Source organism: Sporosarcina sp. resist, assembly GCF_014302295.1.
In the GTDB taxonomy this organism is placed as follows: Bacteria; Bacillota; Bacilli; order Bacillales_A; family Planococcaceae; genus Sporosarcina; species Sporosarcina psychrophila.
In genome coordinates, this window is the sequence record NZ_CP060287.1 from 3,816,625 (window position 1) to 3,839,582 (window position 22,958).

Below are 22,958 nucleotides of genomic sequence, written 5' to 3' on the forward strand. Positions count from 1 at the left end.
CCCAAAGTTAGTAAGGGCAAATACCGACTTTGTCATGGCTAGTCTCCTTGAAGTCATGGCTATCCCCCCCGAAGCCATGGCCGCTAATGTTAGTAAGGGCAAATACCGACTTTGTCATGGCTAGTCTCCTTGAAGTCATGGCTATCCCCCGCGAAGTCATGGCCGCACCTGTTAGTAAGGGCAAATATCGACTTTGTCATGGCTAGTCTCCTGGAAGTCATGGCTATCCCCCCCGAAGTCATGGCCGCACCTGTTAGTAAGGGCAAATACCGACTTTGTCATGGCTATTCTCCTTGAGGTCATGGCTATCCCACGCGAAGTCATGGCCGACAAAGTTAGTAAGGGCAAATATCGACTTTGTCATGGCTCTTCCCCTTGAAGTCATGGCTAGTCTCCCCGAAGTCATGGCCACCTGCCATCCATCTCATCCAATAAAACAAATAAAACAAAAAAACTCCCGACATCGTAATGTCGGGAGTCAACTTTTACTTTCCAGCTACTATATGATGGATATAGCCAATTGCCATTTGCAGCTGATCGTCATTTTTACGGTCGTTTCGGAATTCTTCCACTTTAATTTTTACCGTTGAGAAGAATAATCGATCCATGGTCGGTCCCGCTTCTACTTCAGCATCTTCCCGAAAAGCGCTAACTGCACGAGAAGTTGATTCATCAAAAAATCCGTCGTTTCGAGCGACACTATATCCTAGGCCCGTCAGCAACTTCTGGCCATAAGCGATATCGTCGTGATAATCGCCTTCCGTATAGACTTCTGTGACGAGTCGGATATGCTCGCCAAACAATTCACTTTGAACAACTTCAAGGTCTTCTTTCACACCTTTTCCGTGAATCCACTTTTCTTTTGGTGTGAGCCATTTATGAGTCGACAACTTCATCTCTCCACCGTTTGACAAGTCCAATGTTTCTTGAACCGTTCCTTTTCCGAAACTCGTTGCACCAATGATGTAGCCTCTTTTTAAATCTTTCAATGCAGCGCTCATCACTTCACTTGCGGAGGCACTGCCTTTATCCTGCAGTAAAACAATCGGCATTTTTTGCAGCTTTTCATCATATGGAAACTTGTCGGTCTTTTCCGTAACGAGCGGTTCCAGCGTTCCAGCCGCATCTTGCATATAGGCAAAAGTCGTATCTTTCTTCACTAAACTGCCCACGATGCCGCCAACAGTATGCAGGTAACCGCCGGGGTTGCCGCGCACATCGATAATCAGTGACTGTGCCCCGTCCTTAATAAGCTTGTTTGTTGCATCCAGCCACTCTTGGCGGCTCTCATTGCCGAACATCGTAATCGATATGTAACCGATCTTCTGTCCACGCTCTTCAATTATTTCAGTGGATACAGTTTTTACAGGAATACTGTCCCTCACGACCGACACTTCGATATGCTTATCCAAATCAGGTCTGAAAATCGTCATGGAAACCGTTGTCCCTTTCTTACCGCGGATTCGCTGTACAACGTCTTGCAGTGATTCCCCTTCAATTCGCTCGTCGTCAATACGAACGATTTCGTCATACGGCTGCAAACCCGCTTTTTCAGCTGGAGACCCTTTCACCGGAGCCACAATGATGTATTTCCCATTCGAGCGCGTAATTTCAGCACCGATCCCGATTCGCTCTCCTGCCAGCGATTCCTTATGGGCGGCCGCCTCTTCCTGCGACAGATACGTCGAATACGGATCGCCGATGACATCCGCCATTCCGCGCAGCGCCCCTTCAATCAACCTGTCCTTATCCACTGGGTATACGCCTTGTTTCTTGATGACGTTGAACGCTTCATCGATTACCGGAAACGACGCACTTAGCGTCCCCTCTTCCTTCTTAGCACTTCCTTCTCCTGCACAACCATCCAACAGAAGAAAGACGACCGTCGCCAAAGCGGCCAGTATGACGAATAACATAAACCGGCTTCTCTGCATAATGCAATGTCCCCTCCTCCGTCCACTATATGAACGATAAAGGAACATTACGACAGCAGAAAACCGGCTTTCTTCAATCTAAATTCTTAACAAGGCTCCTCAATGCTTTTTCATCCATCGGCCCAACAATTTTCTGACTGATTTTACCATCAGTGCCAATCATAAACGTTGTTGGAATTGGGATAATCCGATAATCATCGATAACAGTACCTTCTTTATCCAGCGGAATCGGGAACGTTAATCCATAGAGTTTGATGAATTCCTCAACACCCTTAAGGCCGCGCCTTTCCTCCGTCGTCAAATTGACCGCAATAATTTCCACATTATCGGTATCCTTATATTTCTTATAGTATTTCTGCATATGCGGCATTTCCGCCTTACATGGACCACACCACGAAGCCCAGAAATTTAATATTACTTTTTTGCCCTTCAAATCCGATAACTTCACCACATCACCAGACATCGTAGACAGTTCAAAGTCAGGCGGAACCGAACCTTTTTCCAAACCAGGCTCATCGTCTAATGCACTAAAGTCGGCACCAATCAGAAATTCATCAATTGGTTTTGGTTTATCCAAATTCGATTTCACCATAATGACCACCATCGATCCGATAAGCAGTACAGCTATGATGAATCCGAGTGTTTTCTTATTCATAGATATCCCTCCAATCTAACTTTCGCATAAACACAATCACAAAAAACAATCCCATGACTACAGTCGTAATAAGCGGTGTCTGAATAAATTCATCTGGTTGGACGGCAGCCACAAAAACATGAACCGCCATAAACACAAGTGCAAGTTGAACCGGCCAATTATCCGCTTTCCCACTATTCATCCAGAAAAATACCGCGAATAACCCAAATACAACTACCGTTACTACTTGCGCAATCATTTCGCCTTCATTCAATAAAACCATTATCACCTGATACACAACTTGAACTAAAACTGCACCCGTAAAAAGTGCCCGAAATCCATTAGCATCAAGCCGCCCCTTCTTCATGTCCCATAAGGTCTTCCCGGCAATAAATAGCAGCCCCAAGTAAAAACCGACTGCCCCACCGTGGAAATAAACAATCGCAAGTGGTGACCGAAGAACCGAATTGAAATCAGTGAGTACTATACTCAATTTCCAAACAATCACCAAGTAAAAGAACGCATCTCCTATGATTTCCGCCTGCTTCTTCCCAAATCTGAACCGAACTGCACTATATGCAACAACAAATGCTACCATGAGGGCAATCCAAGACGAGGGAACACTAAGGCTTCCTATCGTGAAAAATGAAGTGACTGGCATTCGCATTTGCCCCCTTCAACACCTAATACCATAATCGTATCCAAAAATAGCATCGAAAGCCATCATTCTAGTTGAAAGAAACAAAAAAAATCCGCCTCAGTCTTGAGGCGGACACAATTAGTTAGAATGATACATAACGTAATGGATTCACGGCACTTGGTCCAGATGCAGACCAGTTTCCGATATGCATTTCAAAATGGAGGTGAGGCCCGGTCGATGCGCCTGTGGTTCCAATCTTCCCGATGAACTGGCCTTTCGCAACTTGCTGACCAGCGCTTGTATTAATGCTGGACAAATGTGCATAAACTGTTGTGAAAATCTGCCCATCAATTGAATGTGTCACCATGATTACATTGCCGTAAGTTCCCATTGGTCCGGCGTGGGAAACAACACCATCACCCGCCGATACAACAGATGTTCCAGTGCTATTCGCAATGTCGGCTCCACGGTGCTGCCTTTGAGTGCCGTAAATTGGATGCGTTCTCCAACCGAATGACGACGTGTAAGTTCCGGAAGCAGGTTTCGTCCATGTCCCATTTGAGACGGGTGGAAGATAAGTAGATGAACCCCCACTACCACTACTATTTTGTCTGTCTTTCGCGGCTTGAGCTGCCGCTGCTTTACGTGCAATTTCAGCTTGACGCGCAATTTCAGCAATACGTTTTTGTTCTGTTATAATTTTCTTTTCAACATCCTTACTAACTTCATAAGTTTCATGAAAATCAACTTCTAGCTTTTCTTTTTCGTTGGCTAATTTCTGTTGTTCTGCTTCTAGTTTATCGATTAACTTATTCTTATCACTTTTCTGTGCTAAAAGAGATGCTCTCAAGTTTTGAAGTTCTTTTTTAGCGGCTTCCTGCTTGGCAAGTTTTGACTCGACAAGTGCTTTTTCTTCTTCAAGCTGCGCAATATCACTCGCTTGTTGCTCCATAATACTTCTGTCTGCATCCATTAAAGAATTGACAGCTGAAAAACGGTCTATGAAATCTGCAAAACTATTGGCTCCGAGAAGAACGTCAAGATAGCTAACTTGTCCGCCTTTTACTTGCATAGCACGAACACGTTCACGCAATACCACGTCACGCTCTTCAATTTTCTTTTCAAGATCAGCAATTGAAATGCGTAACGCATCAATTTCTTCGGTTGTTTTATTTATTTGTCCGATAACACGGTTAATCTGTTCATTGGATTCGTTTATTTTAGCGTTAAGTGCTAAAATTTGATCCGTAATTTTTTCGATAGTCGTTTTTTTGCTTTTAATTTCAGTATTCTTTTTACTAATTCCCGTATTCAATTCGCTTTTCTTCTTATCAAGTAATTTCTGTTCTTTTTTCAGGTCATCCAAAGGACTCGCTAAAACTCCCGCTCCACTAATAATAGTGGACAGGAAAACGATTGCAATTGTACCTGACAACAGCTTTTTATATCTATTCAACTTCCCAGTTCCCCTCTCACACTCTATCTATCACTTACACTTTAAGAAATTTACGCACAGACATAAAGCTGCCCCAAATACCAATAAAGATCCCCATAAACAGAATCAGTCCATTCAGTTGGATTATAAATGGTGTCGTGTTTAGTAATTGGAACAATTCTCCTTGTAGCTTCGGTTCCAAAAGCTCGAATAGTTTGTAATAGGATATAGAAATGATGAGCATTGGAGCTAATGCCCCCAAAATGCCAAGCCACATTCCTTCCAACAAAAACGGAATACGCACGAAGTTATTCGTCGCTCCGACTAATTTCATAATTTCAATTTCAGTTCTTCTAGCAACGATAGTTATTCGGATCGTGTTCGAAATAAGGAACATCGCCGTGAATAACAGTGCCAATATCAAAACAATACCGATATTCCGGCTCAGGTTAAGTACATTGAAGAGTTTCTCCACTTTTTCTTCGCCATACACGACCTCATATGTATAGTCGTATGTATCAATTTTCTTAGCAATAGTAGCAGTCTGTTGTGGATCCTTCGCTTTTACATAAAGTGCATCGCCAAGCGGATTGCTCTGTTTATATAAACTAAGTTCGTCACCAAATGATTTTATCATCTTGTCTAGCTCAGCATCTCTCGACGAATAGACCACTTCGAGAACGCCATCTGTCGAACGAACTTTTTCTACCAGCTCTTTAATTATCAACTTATCTGCAGCTGGATCCGCAACCACTTTAATTTCCACGTCATTCTCGATACTTTGCGCGAGATGATTAAAATTCATCATAATCACGATGAATACACCGACAAGCAGGAGGGTGACAGTAACAGCACTGACTGACGCAAATGTCATCCAGCTGTTACGGCGAATACTTTTGAAGCTTTCGCGTACATGCCGACCGAATGTTCTAGCCTTCATAGTACTCACCTCCGTATTCGTCACGGGTAATGAGTCCGCCTTCTATTGCGATAACACGGTGTTTTATAGCGTTAACAATCTCCCTATTATGGGTGGCCATGACAATCGTCGTTCCACGAGCATTAATCTGTTCGAAGATCCTCATGATCTCCCATGATGTTTCAGGGTCAAGATTTCCTGTCGGTTCATCTGCAATGACAACTTTCGGTACATTGACGATTGACCTCGCGATGGAAACACGTTGCTCTTCTCCACCTGATAATTCGTTCGGGAACATCCGCGCTTTTTGCGTAAGTCCGACAAGCGCAAGAACATCGTTCACTTTTTTTCGTATTTCTGCTGGCGGTGCTTCAATGACTTCGAGCGCAAACGCCACATTCTCGTAAACATTCAATTTAGGTAATAATTTAAAGTCCTGAAAAACGACACCAATCTGCCTGCGCAATTGGGGTACACGTTTGTTACGCAATGTTGCAAGATTTATACCATTAATAAGAATTTCTCCACTTGATGGTCTTTCTTCACGATACATCATTTTAATAAATGTCGATTTACCTGCACCACTCGGACCGACCACGTAAACAAATTCTCCCCGGTCGATTTCGATGTTAATGCCATTTGCTGCTACGACACCGTTCGGATACTTTTTGTAGACATTTTTCATCACAATCATTCTAAAACCACCTGAATATTTTTGTCTCTCTTTTTTTCCAACAGCCCCATTATAACATGATTCACCTTTCTAAGTATTACAGTTGTGTTTCAATTAAAACTTGAATATAACGTCGATAAATATAGAACGTAGTACTATTATACAGTAGAACTAGTAGACCAAAAGACCAACTCACTTGTTTGTATTCGACCTTTAGGAGGTAACTCCTCTTTTTATTGGCAATAATATTTGAACTAGCGGATGGTTTTATCAAATGATGAAGAGTGCCGTTGAACTGTGGGGGAAATGCGGGAGCTATGTCTAACTGTCATGGCTTTTCTGCAAACTGTGAGGGCTTATTGGCGAACTGTCACCGCATTTCGACATACTCTAAGGGCAACGTCTAACTGTCATGGCTTTTCTGCTAACTCTGAGGGCTTACTGCCAAATTGTCACGGCAAGTCGACATACTCTAAGGGCAACGTCTAACTGTCATGGCTTTCCTGCTAACTCTGAGGGCTTACTGCCAAATTGTCATGGCAAGCCGACATACTCTAAGGGCAGCGCCACACTGTCATGGCTTTTCTGCTAACTGTGAGGGCTTACTGTCGAACTGTCATGGCAAGTCGACATACTCTAAGGGCAACGCCAAACTGTCATGGTATTTCTGCTAACTGTGAGGGCTTACTGTCGAACTGTCATGGCTTTTCTGCTAACTGTGAGGGCTTACCGCAGAACTATCACGGCATTTCGACATACTCTAAGGGCAACACTAAACTGTCATGGTATTTCTGCAAACTCTGAGGACTAACCGCAGAACTGTCACGGCAAGTCGACATACTCTCCCGACAAACCCCACCCATCCCGTCAATAAACAAAAAAACCGCACCAGGCATATCGCCCAGTTGCGGTTTCATTGTAAATATTATTTTTTCTCAGCAAGCCATTTTGCAACTGCGTCTGCTTCTTCACCTTTGATAAGACCAGGTGGCATACTGCCGCGGCCGTTGATGATTACGTCATGGATTTCTGTTTCAGACATATGGTCACCAACTTTTGATAGATCGGGACCCACGCCGCCTTTAAGTTCAAGGTTACCGCCGTGACAAGCGATACAGCTCGTGCTAACCACTTTTTCAACGTCTACTGATGCTGTTTCATTACCAGTACCTGTTGTACCCTTATCTTCTTCTTTTGCTTTGTCGCCGCCACATGCCCCAAGGACAAGAACAGCTCCCAACATAATTGCTAAAAACTTAGTTTTCATTTTCTTACCTCCATTTATGAATTATTGTACTGCCTACCTAAGTATACCAAAACAACGTGCATTAAAATCACCTAGGGATTACCCTAAATTCATCAAACCGTCGACAAATAGCGTCTTCTCAACCTCCACTACAGTTTGTCTCAACTTTGTGAACTCCATTATTAGACGTGCAAACGACTAATAACATTAAAAATACGTCTGTATTAGTTAATATACACATAATCCATGCTTCCAAAACCTCTTTATAGGACTATCCATTTTTTTCATTAAAGATGCGGGCAAATGAAAAAGCGCACCGAAGTGCACTCCTTTTCATTTCGTTTTATTAAGATATCCGTGAACGTAAGTAAGCATTGATGAACAGGTCGATATCGCCATCCATTACCGCACTGACGTTTCCTGTTTCTGCACTCGTCCGGTGATCTTTTACCATGGAATACGGGTGGAAAACGTATGAACGGATCTGGCTTCCCCAACCGATCTCTTTTTGATCTCCCCGAATTTCAAGAAGACGTGCTTCTTCTTCTTCGACTCTGATCTGGTAAATCTTCGCTTTCAATAAATTGATTGCGCGATCACGGTTTTTAATTTGTGAACGTTCTGTCTGACATGTAACAATTGCTCCAGTTGGAAGATGCGTCATACGGACTGCTGAATCTGTCGTATTGACGTGCTGTCCACCCGCACCGCTTGAACGGTACGTATCGATTTTAACATCTTCCATTTTAAGGTCAATGTCAACTTCGCCTTCAAACTCCGGCATTACTTCTATTGAAGAGAATGAGGTATGCCGTCGGCCTGATGAGTCAAACGGAGAAATCCGAACGAGGCGATGAACGCCTTTTTCTGCTTTTAAATAACCATATGCGTTATGGCCTTTAATTGCCAATGTTACGGATTTCACGCCAGCTTCGTCTCCGGCTTGGTAGTCGAGTGTTTCGACTTTGAAGCCGCGATGTTCAGCCCAACGTGTGTACATGCGAAGCAACATAGAAGCCCAATCCTGGGATTCCGTACCGCCTGCACCCGAATGAAGTTCAAGAACCGCACTATTCGCATCAAATTCATCACTGAGTAGCATTTGCAGTTCGAATTCATCGAGCTTCTTCTTGAATCCCTTCAACTCTACGCCAAGATCTTCTTGCATCTCTGCATCGTTTTCCTCGCGTAATAGTTCAAGCGTCATTTCAAGGTTTTCCTGTTCATCAGTCAACTCCGTGTACTCGCCGACAACGTCTTTCAACGCATTCGACTCGGAGATTACTTTTTGTGCACCTTCCTGGCTATCCCAGAAACCTGGCTCTAGCATTGCTTCATCTAACTCTTGAATTCGTGCCTCTTTGTTTTCTAAGTCAAAGAGACCCCCTAAAGTCCGCTAATTTCTTAGCTGATTTGTCGAGCTCGTTGCGTACATCGGATAATTCCATCATAATAGTTTCCTCCTGAATTTGGGTTGCCCGGTAACTTATGCATTACCGTGGCAGTTTTTATATTTCTTCCCGCTGCCGCATGGGCATGGATCGTTACGACCGATGTTTACTGCGCGACGCACTGGTTTCTTACGCACTTGCTCGCCATCCTCTTTCGGATTAACGGCCTGTGCTTTAACAACTTCTTCACGTTCAAGGTTGTTGCGGATTTCTGCTTTCATCACATACTTCGCTGAATCGGCTTCAATCGATGCGACCATTTCCTCAAACATTGCAAATCCTTCCGCCTGGTACTCACGAAGCGGATCAGTTTGACCATATGCACGTAAATGGATACCGTGACGCAATTGATCCATCGCGTCTATATGATCTGTCCATTTCGAGTCAATGGCACGAAGCAAGACGACTTTTTCGAATTCACGCATGCGCTCTTCCGACATTTCTTCTTCCTTCTCATCGTACCGTTCAGTAACAGCTTCTTGGATTAACGACGTCAATTCCTCAACCGATTTCTCTTCCATAGCCACAGTTGTTATACGACCGTCTGGGAGTATATTTGCGCCCAAGAAATCTTCGAGTCCTTTTAGATTCCAATCGCTTTCTTTTTCTTCCGTCGTATGAATTGCCACAGCATTTGCAATTACATTCGACAGCATTTTCTCTAGTACGCCACGAATATTTTCTGACTCTAGAATTTCATTCCGTTCTTTGTAGATGATTTCACGCTGCAGGCGTAATACATCATCATACTGCAGCAAACGTTTCCGTGCATCAAAGTTATTTCCCTCTACCCGTTTCTGAGCAGATTCAACCGAACGCGATACCATTTTCGACTGAATTGGCGTCGTGTCGTCCATACCAAGTTTCGTCATCATCGACTTCATTTGGTCTGAACCGAAACGGCGCATTAATTCATCTTCAAGCGATAAATAGAACTGCGTTACACCCGGATCCCCTTGACGACCAGAACGTCCACGTAGCTGGTTGTCAATTCGACGCGACTCATGTCGTTCTGTACCAAGAACCGCGAGACCGCCAAGTTCCTGCACGCCTTCTTCAAGTTTAATATCCGTACCACGGCCCGCCATATTCGTCGCGATTGTTACAGCGCCTTTATGACCGGCTTCCAAAATGATTTCCGCTTCACGACTGTGATTTTTCGCATTTAAAACATTATGCTTCACACCGTATTTTGTCAAATGCTTCGAAATAATCTCAGACGTTTCAATTGCAACTGTACCAACAAGAACTGGTTGCCCTTTGTCATTCCGTTCTTTGATGTCTTCCGCAACCGCCTGGTATTTACCTTCCATTGAAGAGTAAATAAGATCTGCACGGTCATCACGGATTAGCGGACGATTCGTCGGAATAGCAATGACGTTCATGTTGTAAATATTACGGAATTCTTCTTCTTCCGTTTTCGCTGTCCCAGTCATACCAGACAGTTTGTCATACATACGGAAGTAGTTTTGGAATGTAATTGTTGCAAGAGTCATCGTTTCATTCTGAACTTCTAGGCCTTCTTTTGCTTCAATCGCTTGGTGAAGTCCATCACTGTAGCGACGACCTTTCATAAGACGTCCTGTAAATGAATCGACAATGACGACTTCGCCTTCTTGAACAACATAATCGACATCAATATGCATACTCGCATGTGCTTTCAACGATTGGTTAATCGCATGATTAAGTGTCGTATGTTCCAAATCGAATAAGTTATCAATACTGAATGCAGCTTCCGATTTCTCGATACCACTTTCTGTCAAGACGACACCTTTCGTCGACTCATCATATGAATAATCTTCTTCTTTTTTAAGTGATTGTGTAAATTTATTTGCCAAGCGATACAATTCTGCCGCTTTCGCAGCTTGCCCTGAAATGATTAGTGGTGTACGCGCTTCGTCAATTAAGATCGAGTCAACCTCATCTATAACTGCGTAGAACAGCGGACGCTGCACTTTATGTTCATTATAAAGCACCATGTTATCACGTAAGTAATCGAAACCGAGTTCGTTGTTCGTGCTATACGTGATATCCGCACTGTACGCTTCCCGTTTCTCTTCTTTCGATAAACTATTTAAGTTCAGACCAACTGAGAATCCGAGAAACTCATAAAGTAGCGCCATTTCCGTCGCATCACGACTTGCAAGGTATTCGTTCACGGTTACAACGTGTACGCCTTGACCCGCAAGTGCGTTCAAATAAACCGAAAGCGTTGACGTCAACGTCTTCCCTTCACCGGTTTTCATCTCCGCGATATTGCCCTCGTGTAAAGCAGCAGCCCCAATAATTTGCACACGGAATGGATACATGCCAAGAACACGTTTCGACGCTTCGCGAACGACTGCAAAAGCCTCAGCTTGAAGATCATCAAGCGTTTCTCCTTTTAAGAAACGTTCTTTGAATTCAGTTGTTTTTGCTGTCAGTTGTTCATCCGTAAGCTGTTCCATTTGTGTTGCAAGCGCTTCGACCTTGTCCGCAATCTTGTCAAGACGCTTCAAATCTCGTTTATTCATATCAAACATTTTATTCAATACGCTAAGCATTTAGGTCACATCCTCATTAGGTTCACCCTTCATTTTAACACTGTGAATTGCACGGTGCAAATGGTCTAGCCAAAACACATTAAGGAAATTTTGTATTGCGTGATGGGAGTACCATAATACGCGGGTATAATAGGTTTTTCCGCTCGTCCCCCACTATTGGAAATCAAAATAAGACCCCTAAGCAGTATTCCCGCTTAGGGGTCTTCCAAACTCAATTATCTATTCAGCTTGTTTCAATTAAGCCATATTTACCATCGCTACGTTTATAAACGATGTTTGTTCCATCAGAATCGGAATCTGTGAAGACGAAGAAATCGTGGCCAAGCATGTTCATTTGAAGAATTGCTTCTTCTTGGTCCATCGGTTTTAGATCAAAATTCTTAGTTCGGACGATCGCAAATGCCTGATCTTCTTCCCCATTTGCATCACTGTTTTTCTCTTCGCTTTTATTGACTGATGCGAAGAATGCTGCAACGCCTTCACGTTCACGGAACTTACGGTTTACTTTTGTTTTATATTTTCGAATTTGACGCTCTAACTTGTCAACAATCAAGTCGATAGCTGCATATAAATCGTTATGACGTTCCTCTGCACGAAGCGTTAAGTTTTTCATAGGAATTGTTACTTCCACTTTAGTTTGCTTATCATTGTAAACTTTCAAATTCACATGTGCAGTTGCGTTCGCATTTTCATCGAAGTATCTTTCGATTTTTTGCAATTTCTTCTCGACATGTTCACGAATTGCCGGAGTTACCTCGATATTTTCACCGCGAATATTAAAATCTAACATATGAACTCCTCCTTTAAGTTAACCTATACAGTACACTTCTACACATTCCCCATAAAGTCCTTCTAAAAACATTTAGAAAATTAAATATATTGTCGATTTGTGACGAATACGTTCAAAAATCACTTTTTTTCGTCCTTTATAGCGCTACCCAATGCACTTTCAGAGCGTCTGCGAAGTTTAAGCTCTTCGACGATTAAATGTTCAATTTCTACGTTTTCATCAAAATCATAACCGTACATGTATCCCCCACTATATGGCTTCTTCCACACAATTACGCCTTGCAGGTCGATTAATTTTTCATAAAGTGTGAATTTGATATGCAAGCGGACAGATTCACGTTCAAGAGGAATATCGAACTTCGCAAAAAGCTTTGCACCACCAGGACTGATGTCCAAGAAATGACATTCGCCCGGGCTCGATTCTATATCCGTTCCATTTTCAACGACAATCCGGAATTCAGCTACAAGCGGTTCCCCAAATGTATACCTAAAATATTCAGTCCGTTTATAAAGCATCTTCTCCACTCCGTTCTAACGCACCAAGATTTGTTTCTCTCATTATAGCAGACTACTTAACTTTCAACGAACTTCAGCCAAGCTTGCCGTTCTTCGCATTGTCCCGTCCAGCGTCGTCACAATCTGCTCATTGTCTGCAACCGTTCCATGAATCGTAGCGTTCACTTCTTCCAGTGATGCACTCGATTCGGTCAGTAAGTCAGCAAATGAGCTTGTCATACGCCCGATGTCCGTCGTTTCCTTTGTAATTGAAGCCATCTTGTCGTCAAACATGCCAAACTTCCGGTGAAGGTCACTCAATGTGTTGTGCATGAGTCCGATTTTCATTTCAGCATCCACCGACAATGCTGCCTGTGTAACAAGTTTTCCTGTACTGTTCGTCAAATTGGCACGCGAGCGATCATTCATCGTGTTGACGTTTTCCAAATTGCCATTTATTTCAACCAATGTCACCGCCGTTAATCCAGCAAGTTTCCTGATTTCATCCGCGACAACCGCAAACCCTTTGCCGTGCTCTCCCGCACGAGCCGCTTCAATCGACGCGTTCAATGCAAGAAGATTCGTTTGTCCAGTAATCGTCTCAATCGACTTGGCAAGCGCATTCGTCTTCTCGATATTCTCAGTAAGCGCATCAAATGATCCGTTCAAATCAGTGAGATAGACTTCCACTTCTTGCATACCTGTACGCAAGTTTTGCATAACTTCCACCATGTCAGCAGATTCAGCGCGAAGACTAGCTGTGTCTTCATTCATAAGATGCGTTTCCTTGTGCATATCAGCTACATCATCTTGCGTGCGTTGTGCATTTTTTGCGATGTTCGCAATTTGAAATGCTTCCTGTTCAACACTTGCTGAAACGCCATCCATAATTGTCAACAGTTCCTTCTGTGCTTCCAAATGTCGTCCAGCCGTCTCACCAATCGCCGTCAAATCAGCTGCAACCTGTTCAATCCCTTCATTCAACGAACGATGCTTGCTCTCTTCTAAAAGCGTGTGTGCTGCCTGCTCAGTCGTGAACAAATCGACTTGCATTTCCAGCTTTTTCGTCTGCTTTATTTGGATGAACAGCCCCACTGACATCAAGATCAGCACAAGCGCCAAACTTCCTTTGCTCGCTGCAATTTGCTCTTGATACGGATAGTTCATTAAAAATACGACCAGAACAGCAAGGGACAGCGCAAAACCATAGGTCATAATCCGCATGGATAAATGAACACTTGCAATACCTGCTATGAAAAACGCGATTCCAGCTGTCGCAACAGATGGTTCCCCTATAACCCCATTCAATATCGCGGCAAATCCCGTCACGCCTAGGACAATCCATGGAAACATGCGTTCAAAAATAGCGACCTTTTTCGCCAATGCATAAAACAATAACGTAACAACAACCGGTATCGCCATACTCACTGTCTTCAGCATACCTTGCCCCGTAACAAAATAAAAAATCAAACCGATGAAACTAGAGCCACCAAGTGTTATAAATAGTATGAAGTTCTTATTCGAAAATTCCTTCTGCCGCATGGTATCCACAGTGTGCATTCATAATCCCCCTTAGAAGTTCCTATCTATATACCTATCTCGCTTACCGTTGATTGAATTATCCAACATATTACTGTAAACCGAGCATATTTCTTCCTAACCAATCATAAGCAACGCACAACCGAGCATATTTCTTCCTAACCAATCATATACAACGTACGACTGGCATATATCAGCCTAACCAATCATAAGCAACGCACGACCGATCATATATCACGCTAACCAATCATATACAACGCACAACCGATCATATATCACGCTAACCAATCATATACAACGCACAACCAAGCATATAACACGCTAACCAATCATAAGCAACGCACGACCGAGCATATATCACGCCAACCAATCATAAGCAACGCACAACCGATCATATATCATGCCAACCAATCATATACAACGTACGACTGGCCAATAATTCCATAACTTCCTATGCAGCAGAAAACTCCCTCCCCAAAAAACGGGACAACATTGCATTAGTTTCTTATCCGAACAGCTTCCTCATGTGTTTCATTGATATACGTGGCGATTTGCTGTTGTTCTTCAGTCAGTTCGGTCAACGTAGCATTCAATTCTTCCACAGCCGCGGTACTTTGCTCGACAATCGCCGCAAAATCCATCGTCCGTTCCTGAATTAATGCACTGTCTTCCGTAATTTTGCCGAAGTCTTGGATGAAAATCGATAATACCTTCTGCAACTTCGTCATCGTTTCAAACAAATCTATAAAGGACGCACTAGACTCGTCTGCTACTGCAGTCTGCATCGTCACTTGCTCCAGTCCATCTCCAAGTTTTTTAACGGCTATTTCGTTGTAATTGTTCACTTCTATCAAGTTTGCATCAATTTTAGTTAAGGTCTCTCTTGTAAGTCCGGCCAATTTCCGAATTTCTTCCGCAACTACCGCAAACCCTTTTCCTTGTTCTCCTGCACGCGCAGCTTCAATCGAAGCGTTTAGCGCAAGTAAATTTGTCTGTTCCGTGATGGCTTTAATGGCACTTGCGAAAACGTTCGTTTCGTCAATTTTACTTGATAATATATCAAACGTTTCATTTAGATCAGTAAAAAAAGTAGTGAAAGAATCAATGCTTTCATTTAACTGCGCAATTTTCATAGTGCCATCTTCGGCTTTTCGGCCTGCTTCATTCGCCTGAATCACGACCTCACCTAAGCCTTCTGCAATGACTTGAACCGATTCGTAAGTGTGCTCCGCATTTTCCGCGATATCTGAAATATGATCCGCCTGATGTTGACTTCCGACACTTACTTCATTAACAGCCGCAAGCATTTCAAGCTGCGATGTGGCAGATGTCTCCGAATTTAAACGAAGATACGCAAGGTTTGATGTAATCTTTCCAACCGCCTCGTCAAGCTTTTCAGCAAGTGCTCCTTCTTCGTGCACCTTAAGTTCTGTTAGTTCGACAAGTTGTTCAATATGCCTGAATACCCGCCTATTTTGACGAACAAGAAGGAATAAGATAATTCCTGATAGGAAAAAAAGAATGGCAAGATTCTTTCCACTTTCCTCTACAAGTTCCGGAGCCGTGAACAATAAATTATTTATCATAATCGCAATCAGGCTCAACACAAAACCAAATGCCATGATCAACAACTTGCCGTGAATTGAACCAAGGATTAAAAGAAGAAGAATAATACCTATTGTTCCTAGATTCGCTTCTGAAAAAAAGATGACGCCCATCGCAATGGAAAAATTTAAAACGAGCAATAAATAGGGAAGAATTCGTGATAGAATTTCAATTTTAGTACTAAGAAAATAGCATAGGATTGCGCATACAAAAGGAATTGCAACGGATAAAAGGATAGCTATAGGCGACTGCTGAATAAGTTGTGCAATTAAGCCAAGTCCTGCAGCAAGTGCAAATCCAATAATCATAATCTGGTTTTTTCGAAGCCAATCTTGTCGCTTCAATTGGTTAATAGTCATCAGTAGCCTCTCCTTAAACATCAATTATTTTTTAAATATATCAAAAACTATTGTAAGTAAAATGTACCATTAATGAATACTCATTCATATGGGTGTAACTAACTATTTCACCGTGTTATGTATAACTAAAAAAGTCGGAAAGCAAATTTCATGCTTCCCGACTTTAAATGACATAGTAGCGTCAATTCCTAATCCGTATCGCTTCCTCGTGTATTTCGTCGAAATATGACGAAAGTTGTTATTGTTCTTAAGCAAGTTCTGTCCATGTTACATCCAACTCATCAATTGCAGCTGTATTCTGTTCGATAATCTACGCAAACTCTGCAGTCAGCACTCGAATTGTCCATACTATATTTATAGTCGTTTTATACAAAAGAAAAACCTCGGTAGACAAAAGATCCCTACCAAGGTCCATTTATTGCTTCGTATCGTAAAACGTACCATCACGCGCTACATTGCTGTAGGGATTAAGATAGTTTTTCATATTGCCTTTTTTCGATTGAGTGCCAGAAATATCCACGCGAATCTGTCGTCTAAACAAGTCTAATTCCTTTTGAACATTGGTTTCTAGTTTCACGAGTTCCTTACCAAGCGCTTCTTCTTCTGGTGTGAACGGTGCAGCAATATGCGGTTGCAGCTTATCACGATCATCAAGAAATCCTTCAATGCTCAGAATCGCCTCATCGCGCTGCTCTTCTGAAGTTTTCTTCGCCGACAATGCCAACAACTTCATCGTGACATCACGCCAAGCAGTCAGGGCGGGCCGAATCATATTTCATCCACATTCGCATACTGTTTTTGCCGGTTAATCTGAATAACCTGCTTCCAAGTATCACGAAATTCTGTAATGATAGAAGAGGCTTCATCAAACATAGCGCTATCGTTTTTAATATTGCCGTCGACTAACCGGCTATTTGCGAACTCATACAGCACAAGCATGTTTGCGGCAACCGGGTATGACTTGTCCAGCGTTAGCATAAGTTCTGAAATGATAGCCTGGGCTTTTTGGACCGACTTGTTCTTTTCTTCGATATTGTTATCTGCCATTGCCCTTTTTGCCTGGACTATGAATTTCAAACAGCCATTGTAGAGCATGAGTGTTAGTTCACCAGGAGTTGACGTTTTCACTGTGTTGTTCTGGTAAGTTGCATAAGGGTTATTAATAGCCATTTATGATCTGTCTCCTTTTATATCTACGCTGTAGTTCAGCCGCCAAATGAACTCATAATACTGGCCGATTGTGAATTTAAACGCTGAATTGCACTTTCCATTGCATTGAATTGTTTCCAAAGGCGACTTTCAACCTGTAGCAAACGCTCCTCAAAACGTTCGATTTGCTTGTCCATATCCTTCATATTACGCCCTAGTGTGAATGTGTCGTTGACATCCCCAACTTTGCCGGCACGCTTCGCTATGACTTTCTGACTGTCATCTACAATCATACGAAGTCTACGTGCAAATCCATTTTCCGCTGCATTAGTTCCACCGTCTTTCGCAAACAGCTCATGCACTTTATTTGGATCGTCATTAATCGCTTTTTTTAGATCTGTTTCGTTAATAACAAGCTTTCCATTATCCAGATAATTTTTTGATGTTGTAATACCAATATCTTTCAATGTCATACCGTTTTCGCCAACAGCCCCCGTAAGAGCAGTCCGCATCTTATTTAACATGCTTGTAATATCAGAGTCATTACGGAGCGTACCACTTTTCGCTTTTTCTTCCCATAGTTCAATGTCTTTATCCGTCATTTCTTTCTTCTGTTCAGCAGAAAGTGCATGGAAATCACGATATTTTGTTTCGCGGACTTGTTTGTTTAAGTCTTCGATAAGTTTATTATATTCATCGATATATTTAACGACGGAGTCAAAGATTTTTTCAGTATCTGGTGCGGAACTGAATGTTATCGTTTTCCCGACGACTCCAGGTATATCAGGTTCTCCCGTGACCTGCTTTAACGTCATCTCAAAACCATTGATTTGGAATGTATTGGATGGGCGTTCTGTTCTAAGGCCATTTAATGTGAAATCTGCATTTTGACCCGGAATACTAAGGGCACCGTCAAATTTTAAGACCGTCTTCAAAGCCCCATCTGTTATCGCAATTCCCCCGGCACCACCATGTTTAGAGGTCATAGCGATTTGTCCTGTATGTGCATCATAAAAAGCATTTACATCTGTCCCACTATTAATTTTATTCAGAAGTGATTGAAGTGTCTCATCTGAGTCGTCAATTATGACCGATTTTTTCTCCATCACACCTTTATTATTCATTGCCTCTATCTCAATCGTCTGCTTGCCTGTCAATCCAAGATCACTTAATTTTTGATCCGTACCTAATCCTTCTGCCAGAACCCTATTTTCCGGGGCACTACTAGTCGATTTACTCTGCATCGTAGCATTTTTAGCCAACTGATGAATCTGAAGAGATCCCGAAAAATCACTAGTAGAACTCATATTCTTAATCGCAACATCATCCGGTGATGATACACTTACCGTTTTCTGTGCAAATGATGTTGAAAGAATCATCGTGTCTAGCGTTTTTTGGCTGAAATCGAAGAGCTTACGGTTTGTCGCACGATAATCATCCAGTTGCCACTGCATGTATTGTTTCTTCTGTGTAATTTTATCAAGCGGTATACGATTCGCATCCATTAAATTCTTAATAATCGTCTCTGTATCCATCCCAGTAGCTAGTCCACTAATTTTCATATATCCTTCACACCTTCATATTATATTTTTCGGTCTACGAGCAAACCTACAAATTCACGCATTGCCGCATGAATGTCCATCAATTTTTTAGATGGAATTTCTCGGATAACTTCGTCAGTTTTCGAATCGACAATTGTTACATAGTATTCATTGAGCTTTTCATGAAACTTGAAACGTAATTGCGTATTCGCACTTTCCAAAAATGTGTTCATGCTGTCCGTCATTTGCTTTGCTTTATCGGCAGGTAATTGTTGTTCTTGGTCAGCTTGCGGTTGCACTTTCTCTACAACGGCTTGCACTGGTACCACCGTAACTTCCTTGTTCAATGCTACTTTTTCAACTGAAACGCTTGCATGATGCATCGTAGTTCCCCCATCCATACGACTTACCATTCCTCAAACCTCCCTGTTCCTGAGAACTTCCATTATGATTTATATCGGCAAACCAAAAAGGAAGTTAAGTAATTTGGCAATAAAAAAGTATTGGGTTTCCTCCAAAGTAATGTTTGCCCGTTTGAATGAAAATAATACAACACTACTATTCTCTCTTATTTATTTCATCTACTATCTAAATAAACAAGAATAATTGCCGAAGCATATAAAGTAGTTCATTTAATGTAAGAGAAAGCGAAGGTGCAAGAGAAATGTTCAAATCCATCCGAACAAAAATAATTATGACAGTAATGGTGCTATTCCTCATCGGCGTATCCACTATGACTTTCATTAGCAATACGATAGTGAAAAATAATACCGAAGAAAGTATTATCGAATCGAGTGGTGCACTCACCAATGAAATGGGTTATGCAATCGAAAATTTTCTTGGTCAGTACGAGAAAGGCATAGCACAATTATCCACCTCTCCTACAGTGACGGGATTTACACTTCCTGAAGAAGATGCTACAGCAACCAATTCGATTTCTGTACTGGAAGCTGAACTAGAGAGCTTCCTCGGCTTTTACGAAGATACAACTTCCGTCTATTTAACCCTTCCGACTAAAGAAATAATGATCATGCCGAATGCAGATCTCGGAGCAGATTTTGACCCGACCACTCGGGATTGGTATAAAAATGCGGTTGAACATCCAGACGTTGTCCAATGGTCTAGTCCTTTCATCGACTCCGCTACTGGAGAATTGGTCATCGCTGCCTCAAAAGCAGTGCTATCAAATGGCAAATTAATTGGCGTTATGGGCCTTGATATTCAACTCGGTGCATTGACTGATAAAATAGCTTCCAGTGATGTCGGCTATAAAGGCTACCCAATGTTACTCGATAAAGAAGGCATCGTGCTCGCACACCCGGAAAGCCAAGGGGCTGACTATATGGACCAGCCTTTCATCGCGGACATGTACAAAGGTGGAAATGAAAAGGGTGCCATCCACTACGATTATGAAAGTAACTCCTATATAAACGTTTATTCCACAATACCGAAGTTCGGTTGGAAAATTGCCGCCGTCTATGATGAAAAAAATATCAATGCCGCGGCAAATAACTTACGTACTTCAATGATTGTCGTCGCACTTGTCACGTTGCTTGTCATCTTCGCAGCGCTCTATTTCATCATTAGTCACACCATCAAACCACTTGGCCAGCTAAAGTCACTCATGGATTCCGTATCCCAAGGTGATTTGACAGTTCGTTCCGAGGTCAAAACAAATGATGAGATTGGCGAACTTGGAGATAATTTCAATACAATGATCGACAACATGAACGCTATCATTACTGTCGTCAACGGTTCCGCAGCGAACGTCCGGGCAAGTTCCGAAAGTTTAAGCGCTGTTGCGGAAGAAACGAATGCATCAGGGGAAGAAGTTGCTCATGCAGTGACTGAAATTGCACATGGCGCTTCAAAATCTGCGGAAGATGCTGAAATCGTTACAGAAAAAGCCTATCTTCTTGGCCAACAAATTAATGAAATCACTACGAAGGCCGTCGTCATGTCTGACATTGCAACGAAAGCCGACAAAATGAATACAAGTGGTCAAGGGCAAATGCAAGAGCTGAAACTGTCTTTCAATGACTGGGAAACCAATTTACAGTCCATGTCCGAAGTAATCGGTACACTTGAAGGTAAAGTAAATGCGATTGGCGGAGTCATGGAAACGATCACTCAGATTTCATCGCAAACGAATCTGCTTGCATTAAATGCAAGCATCGAGGCAGCCCGTGCAGGTGAACACGGCAAAGGATTCGCAGTCGTTGCAGATGAAGTACGAAAACTGGCGGAACAATCGGCCCGTTCAACAGAAGAAGTAAAAGTGACAGTTCAGGAACTTCAAATGGAATCTAGACTTGTCTCAGAGCAAATGAACGAAACACGTGAAAATTTCCAACGCCAAGGTACAGTCGTACATGACACGGAAATCACTTTCGGAGAAATTTCAACATTGATGTCCGATATGCAAGATTCAATCGATGCAGTGTATGAAGAAATTCAGAAAGTCGCGACACACAAAGACGACGTTGCTGAAACAATCCAGACAATGGCAGCAACTTCACAAGAAACTGCCGCGGCATGCGAAGAAGTCAGTGCTTCAACAGACGAACAACTTCGCGCCATTCAATCTGTAACTGATGCAGCGGAGACGTTGACGGAGTTAAGTGAGGAATTGAGTTTGGCGGTTAATCGATTTAAGGTTTAGAACACTGCAAAAGCGCCCAAGACAGTTACTGTCTCGAGCGCTTTTTGTTTGACTAATTGTTAGTAGTAACCCGTATCTGAGCATGACACGATGACAAACAAAAACACAAAAAATCGGACATTCATCTAAATGTCCGATCCTCATTTTATTAGTTTACAATTGTAGTGAATTCACAGAATGGCGTAATAATAAGTGTGGAAATTAAATTCATTAGAATCCTGCTAAGTACTGTGTCGGCACTGCAGTTTCTTTTCTCAATTGCTTAGCAGCTTCCAATGTCCAATAAGGATTTCTCAGCATACCTCTTCCAACAGCAATAAGGTCTGCTTCTTCATTCCCTATGATTGCATTGGCTAGATTTGGATCATCCAATCTACCGACAGCCATGACTGGTATCTGAAGCGCTTCTTTGATTTGTCTAGCTAACGGTACTTGGTAAGCTACATGTGTTCCTGGTCTCCCCCAAGCTGCGATTTGACCCTCTCCACCAGAAGAGACGTCAAACATATCCACTCCAGCCTCCTGATAAACGCGAGCGAACGCAATACTTTCGTTTATTCCATAACCACCTTCTACATATTCCTTTGCAGAGATACGCATCAATAGTGGCATATCGGCAGGCATTTCCGCTTTAGCTGCTAGAATGACTTCGCGGCCAAACTTGGTTAGATCCTGTCCGTATTCATCTTCTCTTTTGTTGGTAAGTGGAGAATGGAATTGATGGATTAAGTAACCATGAGCACCGTGGATTTCGATTGAATCAAATCCAGCCTCAACCGCGCGTCTTACTGCTTTACGGAACTTCTCCACCATCTCTTTTACTTCATCTGTTGAAAGCGCTCTTGGTGTTTTAGACTTCTCGTCGAATGCGATTGCAGAAGGCGCAACAGGCACAGCTGCATCTTCTGCTTTACGACCAGCATGTGCAATCTGAATCCCAACCTTAGCTCCATAGCGATGACAAGCTTCCACTATCTTCGCCAACGCAGGGATTTGATCGTCAGACCATAAACCCAAATCATAATCCGAAATTCTTCCATCAGGCTCTACATCCGTCATTTCAATCACGATAAAACCCGCTCCACCGATTGCTCTGTTGACATAGTGCAGATAATGCCAGTCATTGGCAATGCCATCTTTCTGGTCAACGGAATATTGACACATCGGTGGCATGACAACCCGGTTTTTTAACTCCAAATTCTTTATTTTGTATGGACTAAACAAATCTTTCATTGCAAAAACTCCCTCGTTAAAATATATATGCATTACACATACATATATATTAGTGCTATCTATTCTCCTTGTCAAATCAAAGTGCTTCTATTGAGCACTTCGATAGAACAT

At 42.4% G+C, this 22,958-nt stretch carries 19 protein-coding genes; 1 reads left to right on the forward strand and 18 read right to left on the reverse strand.

Translation table 11 applies throughout. From position 1 onward, the window contains the following. Positions 1–485: 485 nt before the first annotated feature. From H7992_RS18630 to flaG, 17 genes are all read right to left on the reverse strand, one after another. Positions 486–1,934 (reverse strand): S41 family peptidase, encoded by a 1,449-nt coding sequence (locus tag H7992_RS18630; protein ID WP_187045540.1) that lies wholly within the window; start codon positions 1,932–1,934, stop codon positions 486–488. Positions 1,935–2,007: 73 nt separating this feature from the next. Beyond that, complete coding sequence (locus H7992_RS18635) at positions 2,008–2,589, reverse strand: redoxin domain-containing protein (protein WP_067211949.1); 582 nt, start codon at positions 2,587–2,589, stop codon at positions 2,008–2,010. Then, positions 2,582–3,229 (reverse strand): hypothetical protein, encoded by a 648-nt coding sequence (locus H7992_RS18640; RefSeq protein WP_067211952.1) that lies wholly within the window; start codon positions 3,227–3,229, stop codon positions 2,582–2,584. The genes H7992_RS18635 and H7992_RS18640 overlap by 8 nt, the downstream gene beginning before the upstream one ends. Before the next feature lie 121 nt (positions 3,230–3,350). Beyond that, positions 3,351–4,664: a murein hydrolase activator EnvC family protein gene (locus H7992_RS18645; RefSeq protein ID WP_255428480.1), complete on the reverse strand. Its 1,314-nt coding sequence runs from the start codon at positions 4,662–4,664 to the stop codon at positions 3,351–3,353. Between the two features lie 34 nt (positions 4,665–4,698). Further along, a complete protein-coding gene (ftsX, locus tag H7992_RS18650; RefSeq protein WP_187045541.1) occupies positions 4,699–5,583 on the reverse strand; it encodes a permease-like cell division protein FtsX in 885 nt (294 codons plus the stop codon). Continuing rightward, a complete protein-coding gene (ftsE, locus tag H7992_RS18655; protein ID WP_187045542.1) occupies positions 5,573–6,256 on the reverse strand; it encodes a cell division ATP-binding protein FtsE in 684 nt (227 codons plus the stop codon). Before ftsE ends, ftsX begins: the two co-directional genes overlap by 11 nt. Before the next feature lie 904 nt (positions 6,257–7,160). After that, entirely contained in the window at positions 7,161–7,502 is a 342-nt protein-coding gene (gene cccB, locus H7992_RS18660; protein ID WP_067211961.1) for a cytochrome c551, read from the reverse strand. A gap of 325 nt (positions 7,503–7,827) precedes the next feature. Further along, positions 7,828–8,929 (reverse strand): peptide chain release factor 2 gene (prfB, locus tag H7992_RS18665; protein WP_156476176.1). Its coding sequence is split into 2 segments (ribosomal slippage): positions 7,828–8,856 and positions 8,858–8,929, totalling 1,101 coding nucleotides; the frame shifts between segments, so codons are not numbered across the junction. Between the two features lie 38 nt (positions 8,930–8,967). Then, positions 8,968–11,475 (reverse strand): preprotein translocase subunit SecA, encoded by a 2,508-nt coding sequence (gene secA / locus H7992_RS18670; protein ID WP_067211966.1) that lies wholly within the window; start codon positions 11,473–11,475, stop codon positions 8,968–8,970. A gap of 223 nt (positions 11,476–11,698) precedes the next feature. After that, positions 11,699–12,265 carry a ribosome hibernation-promoting factor, HPF/YfiA family gene (hpf, locus tag H7992_RS18675; protein ID WP_067211968.1) on the reverse strand — a complete coding sequence of 189 codons (567 nt, stop codon included), beginning with the start codon at positions 12,263–12,265 and terminating at the stop codon, positions 11,699–11,701. A 119-nt stretch (positions 12,266–12,384) separates the two neighbouring features. Further along, entirely contained in the window at positions 12,385–12,780 is a 396-nt protein-coding gene (locus tag H7992_RS18680) for a PilZ domain-containing protein (protein ID WP_067211970.1), read from the reverse strand. Between the two features lie 63 nt (positions 12,781–12,843). Next, positions 12,844–14,319, reverse strand: a complete 1,476-nt coding sequence (locus tag H7992_RS18685) for a methyl-accepting chemotaxis protein (RefSeq protein ID WP_187045543.1) — start codon at positions 14,317–14,319, stop codon at positions 12,844–12,846. A gap of 476 nt (positions 14,320–14,795) precedes the next feature. After that, positions 14,796–16,262, reverse strand: coding sequence for a methyl-accepting chemotaxis protein (locus tag H7992_RS18690; protein WP_222617987.1), 1,467 nt, complete (start codon positions 16,260–16,262; stop codon positions 14,796–14,798). Positions 16,263–16,677: 415 nt separating this feature from the next. Next, on the reverse strand, positions 16,678–17,034 hold the full coding sequence (locus tag H7992_RS18695) for a flagellar protein FliT (RefSeq protein WP_187045545.1): 357 nt from the start codon (positions 17,032–17,034) through the stop codon (positions 16,678–16,680). Beyond that, entirely contained in the window at positions 17,031–17,432 is a 402-nt protein-coding gene (gene fliS, locus H7992_RS18700; protein WP_187045546.1) for a flagellar export chaperone FliS, read from the reverse strand. The genes H7992_RS18695 and fliS overlap by 4 nt, the downstream gene beginning before the upstream one ends. A 35-nt stretch (positions 17,433–17,467) precedes the next feature. Then, positions 17,468–18,973, reverse strand: coding sequence for a flagellar filament capping protein FliD (gene fliD / locus H7992_RS18705; RefSeq protein WP_187045547.1), 1,506 nt, complete (start codon positions 18,971–18,973; stop codon positions 17,468–17,470). 20 nt (positions 18,974–18,993) lie between these two features. After that, positions 18,994–19,365, reverse strand: coding sequence for a flagellar protein FlaG (flaG, locus tag H7992_RS18710; RefSeq protein WP_187045548.1), 372 nt, complete (start codon positions 19,363–19,365; stop codon positions 18,994–18,996). A 251-nt stretch (positions 19,366–19,616) separates the two neighbouring features. On the opposite strand from flaG, the gene H7992_RS18715 reads away from it, so the two are divergent. Next, positions 19,617–21,614, forward strand: coding sequence for a methyl-accepting chemotaxis protein (locus H7992_RS18715; RefSeq protein WP_187045549.1), 1,998 nt, complete (start codon positions 19,617–19,619; stop codon positions 21,612–21,614). Between the two features lie 210 nt (positions 21,615–21,824). Here H7992_RS18715 and H7992_RS18720 read toward each other — a convergent pair whose 3' ends face one another. Beyond that, positions 21,825–22,847: an NADH:flavin oxidoreductase/NADH oxidase gene (locus H7992_RS18720; protein ID WP_067211988.1), complete on the reverse strand. Its 1,023-nt coding sequence runs from the start codon at positions 22,845–22,847 to the stop codon at positions 21,825–21,827. Positions 22,848–22,958: the final 111 nt, after the last annotated feature.

Bases quoted from the DNA above. Each gene is read 5' to 3' on its own strand.
- H7992_RS18630 (WP_187045540.1), bottom strand. From the start codon at position 1,934: ATGCAGAGAAGCCGGTTTATGTTATTCGTCATACTGGCCGCTTTGGCG.
- H7992_RS18635 (WP_067211949.1), bottom strand. From the start codon at position 2,589: ATGAATAAGAAAACACTCGGATTCATCATAGCTGTACTGCTTATCGGA.
- H7992_RS18640 (WP_067211952.1), bottom strand. From the start codon at position 3,229: ATGCCAGTCACTTCATTTTTCACGATAGGAAGCCTTAGTGTTCCCTCG.
- ftsX (WP_187045541.1), bottom strand. From the start codon at position 5,583: ATGAAGGCTAGAACATTCGGTCGGCATGTACGCGAAAGCTTCAAAAGT.
- ftsE (WP_187045542.1), bottom strand. From the start codon at position 6,256: ATGATTGTGATGAAAAATGTCTACAAAAAGTATCCGAACGGTGTCGTA.
- cccB (WP_067211961.1), bottom strand. From the start codon at position 7,502: ATGAAAACTAAGTTTTTAGCAATTATGTTGGGAGCTGTTCTTGTCCTT.
- secA (WP_067211966.1), bottom strand. From the start codon at position 11,475: ATGCTTAGCGTATTGAATAAAATGTTTGATATGAATAAACGAGATTTG.
- hpf (WP_067211968.1), bottom strand. From the start codon at position 12,265: ATGTTAGATTTTAATATTCGCGGTGAAAATATCGAGGTAACTCCGGCA.
- H7992_RS18680 (WP_067211970.1), bottom strand. From the start codon at position 12,780: ATGCTTTATAAACGGACTGAATATTTTAGGTATACATTTGGGGAACCG.
- H7992_RS18685 (WP_187045543.1), bottom strand. From the start codon at position 14,319: ATGCACACTGTGGATACCATGCGGCAGAAGGAATTTTCGAATAAGAAC.
- H7992_RS18690 (WP_222617987.1), bottom strand. From the start codon at position 16,262: ATGACTATTAACCAATTGAAGCGACAAGATTGGCTTCGAAAAAACCAG.
- H7992_RS18695 (WP_187045545.1), bottom strand. From the start codon at position 17,034: ATGATTCGGCCCGCCCTGACTGCTTGGCGTGATGTCACGATGAAGTTG.
- fliS (WP_187045546.1), bottom strand. From the start codon at position 17,432: ATGGCTATTAATAACCCTTATGCAACTTACCAGAACAACACAGTGAAA.
- fliD (WP_187045547.1), bottom strand. From the start codon at position 18,973: ATGAAAATTAGTGGACTAGCTACTGGGATGGATACAGAGACGATTATT.
- flaG (WP_187045548.1), bottom strand. From the start codon at position 19,365: ATGGTAAGTCGTATGGATGGGGGAACTACGATGCATCATGCAAGCGTT.
- H7992_RS18715 (WP_187045549.1), top strand. From the start codon at position 19,617: ATGTTCAAATCCATCCGAACAAAAATAATTATGACAGTAATGGTGCTA.
- H7992_RS18720 (WP_067211988.1), bottom strand. From the start codon at position 22,847: ATGAAAGATTTGTTTAGTCCATACAAAATAAAGAATTTGGAGTTAAAA.